The organism is Bartonella sp. AP57NXGY (genome assembly GCF_042195805.1).
Taxonomy (GTDB): domain Bacteria; phylum Pseudomonadota; class Alphaproteobacteria; order Rhizobiales; family Rhizobiaceae; genus Bartonella.
On record NZ_JBHIOZ010000002.1, the window covers coordinates 32,686 to 41,459 of the forward strand.

At 39.3% G+C, this 8,774-nt stretch carries 9 protein-coding genes; all 9 read left to right on the forward strand.

Translation table 11 applies throughout. The features are described from left to right. On the forward strand, positions 1-827 hold an 827-nt coding region (locus ACFIL8_RS00565; RefSeq protein ID WP_375688740.1), incomplete at its 5' end, for a hemolysin family protein. Further along, complete coding sequence (lnt, locus tag ACFIL8_RS00570; RefSeq protein WP_375638364.1) at positions 790-2,424, forward strand: apolipoprotein N-acyltransferase; 1,635 nt, start codon at positions 790-792, stop codon at positions 2,422-2,424. The genes ACFIL8_RS00565 and lnt, both read left to right, overlap by 38 nt. Before the next feature lie 148 nt (positions 2,425-2,572). Next, on the forward strand, positions 2,573-2,986 hold the full coding sequence (locus ACFIL8_RS00575; RefSeq protein ID WP_375611810.1) for a helix-turn-helix domain-containing protein: 414 nt from the start codon (positions 2,573-2,575) through the stop codon (positions 2,984-2,986). A gap of 130 nt (positions 2,987-3,116) precedes the next feature. Further along, positions 3,117-4,385: a methionine adenosyltransferase gene (gene metK / locus ACFIL8_RS00580; RefSeq protein ID WP_375613312.1), complete on the forward strand. Its 1,269-nt coding sequence runs from the start codon at positions 3,117-3,119 to the stop codon at positions 4,383-4,385. After that, a complete protein-coding gene (locus ACFIL8_RS00585) occupies positions 4,382-5,083 on the forward strand; it encodes a tRNA (guanine(46)-N(7))-methyltransferase TrmB (RefSeq protein WP_375613311.1) in 702 nt (233 codons plus the stop codon). The genes metK and ACFIL8_RS00585 overlap by 4 nt, the downstream gene beginning before the upstream one ends. Before the next feature lie 127 nt (positions 5,084-5,210). After that, complete coding sequence (rimP, locus tag ACFIL8_RS00590; RefSeq protein ID WP_375613338.1) at positions 5,211-5,861, forward strand: ribosome maturation factor RimP; 651 nt, start codon at positions 5,211-5,213, stop codon at positions 5,859-5,861. Between the two features lie 47 nt (positions 5,862-5,908). Then, entirely contained in the window at positions 5,909-7,540 is a 1,632-nt protein-coding gene (gene nusA, locus ACFIL8_RS00595; protein ID WP_375613310.1) for a transcription termination factor NusA, read from the forward strand. Beyond that, positions 7,541-8,176 (forward strand): RNA-binding protein, encoded by a 636-nt coding sequence (locus ACFIL8_RS00600; protein WP_375638363.1) that lies wholly within the window; start codon positions 7,541-7,543, stop codon positions 8,174-8,176. Continuing rightward, the coding region (locus ACFIL8_RS00605) for a translation initiation factor IF-2 associated domain-containing protein (RefSeq protein WP_375688743.1) at positions 8,173-8,774 on the forward strand (602 nt) is incomplete at its 3' end. The genes ACFIL8_RS00600 and ACFIL8_RS00605, both read left to right, overlap by 4 nt.

Sequence of the window (8,774 nt, forward strand, 5' to 3'; positions counted from 1 at the left end):
CCGCCCTCTTCTCACCTGAAGAACGTACTATGCTGCATAACATTTTACGCTTACGTGAAGCACGCGTGGATGATGTTATGATACCTCGTTCTGAAATCGAAGCATTAGAAATAAACACCTCTCTTGGAGAAACCCTTAAATGTTTTGCAAAAATTGGTCATTCTCGTATCCCCGTTTATGCTGAAACTTTAGATGATCCGCGCGGCATGATCCATATCCGCGATATTCTTAACTACATCACTCGCTTTATTATCAACCCAACAAAAACCGAACAAAAATCCGATTTGCTTCAATTAAACCATACAGACTTGCATACTCCAATCGGTGAATTGGATTTGATCCGAACAGTTCTCTTTGTTCCCAGTTCTATGCTTGCAAGCAAATTATTAACACGGATGCAAACTACACGAACTCAAATGGCTTTAGTTATTGATGAACATGGAGGAACAGATGGTCTCGTTTCAATGGAAGATATTGTTGAGTTAGTCGTTGGGGATATCGAAGATGAACATGATAATGTCGACAATGCTATCGTACGTGAACCAAATAATAAATGGCTCGTTGATGCAAGAACTGAACTAGAAGATGTGGAGAAAGCTCTTGGTCCTGATTTTATCGTAGGGGAATATGGTGATGAAGTTGATACTATTGGTGGTTTGATCGTCTCAATTCTTGATCGCATTCCTGCTAAAGGTGAAATTGTCGAAGCTGTACCTGGCTATAGATTTCGTATTTTAGAAGCTGATAAACGCCGGATTAAACGATTGCGCATTTTTCGCATTCCCAAAAATGAGAATCTTGAGAACAATGCCATCCCTAAAGAATAGTCCAGCATTTTTAAGCAATTTCATCGTTTTTTTGTTCTCTGTTACAGGCTGGAAGCGCCAAGCATGGATATTTCTGTGTGGTGCTCTTACTTCTTTTGCACTTCCACCCTTTTATTTAACACCTCTTTGCTTTTTAACTTTCCCTCTCTTTATTGTTTTACTTGACTCAATACGGGCCACCAAAAACAATAAAAAACATTTTTTTACTTACGCTTTAAGCTGTGGAACCTTTGGTTTTAGTTATTTTATTTGCGGCCTTTGGTGGCTATGCAATGCTTTGTTAACAGATCCAGATTCTTTTGGTTGGGCAGTCCCATTAGCCATTTTATTCCCTCCACTCTACCTTTCTCTTTATTGGTTTTTTTCTGGTTTCATTGTCGGTTTATTATGGACAAAAGGAATAGCACGCTTTTTTGTTTTAGCCTTTGCATTAGGATTATCCGAGTGGTTGCGTGCGTTTTTATTCACAGGATTTCCATGGAATTCTCTTGGCTATACAGCCATGCCAACCCCAATGTTCATGCAATCTGATGCAATCGTAGGACTTTACGGAATGAATATTCTTGCTGTCTTAGCCTACAGTTTGCCAACTGTTTTATTAACGGATGAAAAAAAGAAAGTGGCACTTTCTCTTTGCTTATCACTTATATTCATTCACTGTGGTTTTGGGTTTTATCGTCTTCATACTATAGAAAACACAACTGAAGATCAAAAAAGTGCTTATTGGGTGCGCATTGTTCAACCGTCCATCCAACAAAATATAAAATTGCGTGATAATACACGAGAATCTATGTTGGAAGCACATATGAAGCTAAGTGCAACGCCAACAACCGATCAAAATTCAGAACCCGATTTTATCGTATGGCCTGAAGCTTCCGTTCCTTACCTTCTCTATGATAATTCATCTATCACAATGCGCATTGCCTCTCTTTTAAAACCTAAACAATGGGCTATTGTTGGAGCAATACGCGCCAGCAATGATCTACCTCATTCCCAAACACAATATTTTAATACAATTGCAGTCATTAATGCTCAAGGTAATATTTTAAATACTTCCGATAAACTTCATTTGGTTCCTTTTGGTGAGTATCTTCCTTATCAGAATTTATTGAAAAAAATTGGATTGCGTACCCTTGCTGATAATATTGGTGGATATAGTGCTGCAAGTGTGCGCAAAATTGTTACAATGCCAAACGGATTTTCTTATCTACCCTTAATTTGTTATGAAGCAATATTTCCCCATGAAATGACTTTTAAAGGCTCCCCACCTCAAGCAATTATTAATATTACAAATGATGCATGGTTTGGTGTAACACCTGGACCCTATCAACATCTTCAACAAGCACAGCTTCGTGCCGTTGAACTGGGAATCCCCCTCATACGGGCCGCCAATAATGGCATATCAGCTGTTATTGATTCTTATGGACGAATCGTTGTAGCTCTTCGACAAAATGCTGTGGGCATTATTGATTCACAAGTTCCATCATCCATTACCCCTATAGGAAGCAATGAATACAGAACTTTCTCTACTTTTATCTTATTCATCCTTATGCTATTGTGTCGTATTGGTTTTGGTTTTACAAAACAGCTTAAATGATTCAAGTGCCCTTTGTACGGTATTGTGTTGTGTGTACCAGTGATATTGGGAAAAAATATTACATATTGTTTTAATTATATGATAAATCAACTGCGCATAAATATGATGTTGGTTTAGAAGAAAAATGCTGGAAATAAAGAGTTGCATTATGACCGAAACTAGAAAAAAACCTGACCCTATAGATATCTATGTTGGAACTCGTATCCGTTTACGTCGTAATATTTTAGGACTCACTCAAGAGAAACTAGGTGAAAAATTAGGAATTACTTTTCAGCAAATCCAAAAATATGAAAAAGGAACAAACCGTATTGGTGCCAGCCGTCTTCAAGCGATAGCGGAAATTATGGATGTTCCTGTTTCTTACTTTTTTGATAAAGGTATTACCTCCCAACAAGTAGAGGGTTTTGCTGAAAGTGAACACAATTTTATAGACTTTTGTTCTAGCAGCGAAGGGATTCAGCTCATGCGCGCTTTTACAAATATATCTGATGCTAAAGTGCGTCGAAAAATTATTGACTTGGCAAAAGCACTTTCTGAGGAAGATTTGACAAATAAGTTATAAATTAAAATTATATCTTTTCTCTTTTATTCATATACATTTGCATTGACTATTTGCTGTAGAATTAGCAAATGGTGACGACTTTAGTAAGCAATTGATTAAATCGTTGGTTTTCTTTTTTGAAGGAGTTCCTATGCCGCATCAAGATTATCTTTTTACGAGCGAATCGGTATCGGAAGGACATCCTGATAAAATTTGTGATCGTATTTCCGATGAAATCGTTGATATGATCTATAAAGAAGCTGAAAAGACTGGTACTGATCCATGGTTAGTACGCGTTGCCTGTGAAACTCTCGTCAGTGTCAACCGTGTTGTTATCGCTGGTGAAGTACGTGTTCCCGATACGCTATTAAAAAAAGATAAAAATAAAGAATTCATCTATGATGAAACTAGCTTTCCACTCATTAATCCTACACGTTTTCGTACAGCAGCGCGCCGTGCTATTCGTACCATTGGCTATGAACAAGCAGGCTTCCATTGGAAAACTGTTAAAATTGATGTTCTTTTGCGCCCACAATCAGCTGATATAGCAAGAGGGGTTGATAATGCTACGGATCGGCATGGTGAAGAAGGAGCGGGTGATCAAGGTATCATGTTTGGATATGCTTGCCGTGAAACACCTGATCTCATGCCTGCGCCAATTTATTATGCGCATAAAATTCTCAAACTTCTTGCCGCAGCTCGTCATAAAGGAGAGGGAGAAACTGGAAAATTAGGACCAGATGCTAAAAGCCAAATAACCATACGTTATAAAAATGGAAAACCGATAGAGGTCACATCCATTGTTCTTTCAACGCAGCACCTTGATGAAAGCTGGGATTCCAATAAAGTACGTACAGTGGTTGAACCTTACATTCGCCAAGCTTTACATGACATTCCCATTGCAGCTCAATGTAGTTGGTATATTAACCCAACAGGAAAATTTGTCATTGGAGGCCCTCAAAGCGATGCCGGATTAACGGGACGCAAAATTATTGTGGATACTTACGGAGGTGCAGCACCCCATGGAGGCGGTGCTTTTTCAGGAAAAGATACAACAAAAGTTGATCGTTCTGCTGCCTATGCGGCACGCTATCTGGCTAAGAATATTGTTGCTGCTCATTTAGCAGAGAGATGCACCATTCAACTCTCCTATGCAATTGGTATTGCACAACCTTTATCTATTTATCTTAATCTTCATGGAACAGGAAAAGTCGATGAAAAGGTTATTGAAGAAGCCATCCGCAAAATAATGGACCTTTCACCTACCGGCATTCGAAAACATCTTGACCTCAATAAACCTATTTATGCGAAAACAGCTGCCTATGGTCACTTTGGTCGTAAACCAAAACACGATGGTTCGTTTTCATGGGAAAAAACTGATCTCGTGAAAACGCTTCAAACAATGATCCAAATCCCATGATTAAACATAATATACGTAAGAGTGAAGCATTTTTTGGACGCCGACAAGGAAAACAACTTCGAGACAGTCAGCTTACACGTATACAAATGCTTCTCCCCAGTTTGAATATTGATTTAAATGTCCCTCCTCCCTTAAACCTTACATCCTTATTTTCAAGCAAAGTAAGAGAAATTCGACTTGAAATCGGTTTTGGTGGAGGTGAACATTTACTTCATGAAATGGCATATTTTCCAAAAACCGGTTTTATCGGCGTCGAGCCCTTTATCAATGGCATGGCAAAAATATTGTCGTCTCTTGAACAGCATCAAAACCATCAAAATCGTCTTCGCCTCTATAATGATGATGCTACACGCCTTCTTGATTGGCTCCCTGATAACTCGCTTGATGGAATAGACCTCTTCTATCCTGATCCTTGGCCGAAAAAAAAACACTGGAAACGACGCTTCATCAATATAAAAAATCTTAACCGTTTTGCTCGTGTTCTTAAAATAGGAAAATTTTTTCGCTTTGCTAGCGATATAGACAGTTATGTAAACTGGACTTTGTACCATTGTGCACAACATGATCACTTTGAATGGAAAGCAGAAAGCCCTCAAGACTGGAAACTCCCTTATCCACTATGGAGCGGAACCCGCTATGAAGCAAAAGCTTTACGCGAAGGACGAACGCCTGCCTATCTTACCTTTATCAAGAAATAAATGATCAAGCGCTTTTCTCATAAACAACTTGAAAAATTTTGAATTTAAGAGTATTAATAGTTAAATTCTTGGTCTTATGATGAAGAGTGGGCCGTTGGACCCGCTCTTTTTTAATATCATAAAACTGATGAAACCAACTTGGATAAAATGTATGAACGAAGCTGAAAAAATAAGCAATCTTGACGAACCGCGCCTGTTTGAAGAAGATGGTATCGAAGCACAGGTTGCTGCTCTTGTCATACCATTGTTTAAACCTTTAGGTTTTCGTTTGGTTCGTGTAAAACTTCTTGGTCAAAATGGTTTAACACTTCAAATTATGGTTGAACGTGCCGATGGTTCTATGACCATAGAAGATTGTGAAACTGTTAGTCGAACTGTTTCTCCCCTCCTTGATGTACAAAATGTTATTGAACGCAAATATCATTTAGAAATCTCATCACCTGGAATTGATCGTCCATTGGTAAGAAAATCTGATTTTTTTCATTGGCAAGGGCATCTTGCAAAAATTGAAACCAAAATAACAATTGATGGGCGCCGAAAATTTCGTGGGACACTTACAAATATCACGCAAGATGGATTTATTTTAAACACTGATAAAGCTGCTTATGGAGAAGCCATGTATACCCCTATTTCCTTTTGTGATATCATAAATGCGCATTTAGTGCTTACCGATGAGCTTATTCGCGATGCATTGAAACAAAATAAAGATTTAAGTCAACAATTCATTGCCGAAGAGAACGCTAACGACTCTATACAGACGCTCAATTTCAAAAAATAATATCACTGGGAAATACCCATCGTGTGGCACAAAGAAGGAGAAAATTGATGGCTACAAGCGCTAACAGGCTTGAGATTCTGCAAATTGCAGATGCTGTTGCACGTGAAAAGTCAATCGACCGTGAAATTGTCATTTCTGCGATGGCTGATGCTATTCAAAAAGCAGCACGTTCTCGTTATGGTCAAGAAACCAATATTCGTGCTGAAATCAATTCTAAAACAGGTGAAATTAAATTACAGCGCCTGCTTAAAATCGTTGATGTCGTTGAAGACTATACAACGGAAATTACTTTGTCTGATGCTCTCAAACGTCAAGCAGAAGCAAAAATTGGTGATTTTTTTGCTGATCTTTTACCTCCTATGGATTTTGGACGTATCGCAGCACAATCTGCTAAACAGGTTATTGTACAAAAAGTACGCGATGCAGAGCGCGATCAGCAATATGAAGAATTCAAAAATAAAGTTGGTGAAATTATTTCTGGTACAGTTAAGCGTGTGGAATATGGTAACGTCATCGTTGATCTAGGGCGCGGTGAAGCTATTGTTCGCCGTGATGAATTAATTCCTCGTGAATCATTCCGCTATGGAGATCGCATTCGTGCTTTTGTCAATGATGTACACCGTGAAACGCGTGGTCCGCAAATTTTCCTTTCACGCACACATCCCCAATTTATGGTAAAACTTTTCACTATGGAAGTACCAGAAATTTATGATGGTATTATAGAAATCAAATCTGTTGCTCGTGATCCAGGTTCACGGGCTAAAATCGCCGTTGTTTCACGTGATGGTTCCATTGATCCTGTTGGAGCATGCGTTGGAATGCGAGGAAGTCGTGTACAAGCTGTTGTTGCTGAATTACAAGGCGAAAAAATTGATATTATTCCTTGGTCGCCTGATGCGGCAACATTTGTCGTTAATGCACTGCAACCTGCTGAAGTTTCTAAAATCATCCTTGATGAAGATGCTGAACGGATTGAAGTTATTGTGCCAGATGATCAACTTAGCCTTGCTATTGGACGACGTGGGCAAAATGTTCGCTTGGCTTCGCAACTAACAGGATGGAACATTGATATTTTAACGGAAAAGGAAGAATCTGAAAATCGTCAAAAAGAATTTACTGAACGAAGTAAATTGTTTATGGAAGCCTTAGAGGTTGACGAAATGATCGGACAGGTTATGGCATCAGAGGGTTTTTCTTCTATTGAAGAAATCGCCTATATTGATCTTGAAGAAATCGCTTCTATTGATGGTTTTGACCATGATACCGCCGCTGAAATCCAAAGTCGTGCCCGCGAATATCTTGATCATCAAGAAAAAGAACTCGATGAAAAACGCAAAAAGCTCGGAGTTTCTGACGAATTGCGAACACTTCCTGGAATGACAAGTGCTATGTTGGTTGCTGTAGGTGAGGATGGTGTAAAAACAATAGAAGACTTTGCTGGCTATGCCGTTGATGATTTAGCTGGTTGGAGAGAACGTAAAGAAGGTCAAACACAGAATTTTTCTGGTATTTTAACCCCTTTTGACATTACACGCGCAGATGCAGAAGCTATGGTTTTAGCCGCACGTGTACAAGCAGGCTGGATAGACCAAGCTGATCTTGTTACAGAAAATCCTGTAGAAGATGGAAATTCTACAGAAAATGAAAAAATAGATGATTTGGATGTGGATACACTTTAAATGAATGAACGGACTTGCATTGTGACCCGAAAAAATGCTTCAGCACAAACGCTGATCCGTTTTGTTATTGGACCCAACAACCAAATTGTTCCTGATCTTAAAGCGAATTTACCAGGGCGTGGCGTTTGGATTTCTGCCCATCACGCTGTTATTGAGAAAGCAATCAAACAGAAAGCTTTTCATAGAAATTTTAAAACAGATGTTGAGGTTGCACCAAATCTTGTGCATGTTGTTGATACGCTTTTACTAAAAGCCGCTCTTTCAAGCCTTTCCATGGCACGAAAAGCGGGAGCAATTGTTATGGGAGCAACAAAGGTTGACGCTGCTATCCGCTCTGGTAAAGTTATTCTTGTACTTCATGCTAAAGAAACAACAGAAGATGGGAAACGAAAAATTGCACAGGCCATCCATTCAATACAACAACAAACAAATCGGACTATAAAAACCATATCTTTATTTACAAGTGATGAAATGCGAGTGGCTTTTGGCTCTAATCCTGTAATGCACGCGGCCTTACTGGACACACAAGCTGCTGAAGGATTTCTCAAAACAACATGTAAATTGATCAGCTATCGTGACGACAAGCATAGTAAGTCTAGTGAGATGACGGCCCAAGCCGTGAAGGAAGTACAATGAGTGAAAATAACAACGACAAAACAACCGTCAAGAAGACACTAACTCTCAAGAGGTCTGTCTTGGAAACGAGTACGGTTAAACAAAATTTTAGTCATGGCCGTACGAAGGCTGTCGTTGTCGAAACCAAACGGCGTAAAATTACGCGACCTGATGAAAAAGCTGAAACCCTACAGCCCATTACAAAGCCGCATGTGGCCCCCCAGCGTTCTAAACCGCGTTTTGAGGGAAAAAAGCCTCAAGAATCTGTGACCAAAAGCAATCTTTCATCAACTGAAATGGAAGCGAGACTTCGCGCGTTAGAAGAAGCACATATCCAAGAAAAAATAACGCGAGAACAAGCCGAAGAAGAGGCAAGACGCGCTAAAGAGCGTGAAGAAATTTTACAGCAAGAAATTAAAGAAAAAGAAATACATCTCCAACAAGAAGAAGAAATATCGCCAGTACAGACTCCACCTGTTCCCCCTCTCATTGAACAGACAGATATTCCTATTGCGCCTAAAAACACAACCGTGATTGAAAAACGCAAAATAGATGACAATAAAGAGGAAGAACGGCATAGTCGACGTGCTAATCCTGCTAAATCAGAAATACGTGTACC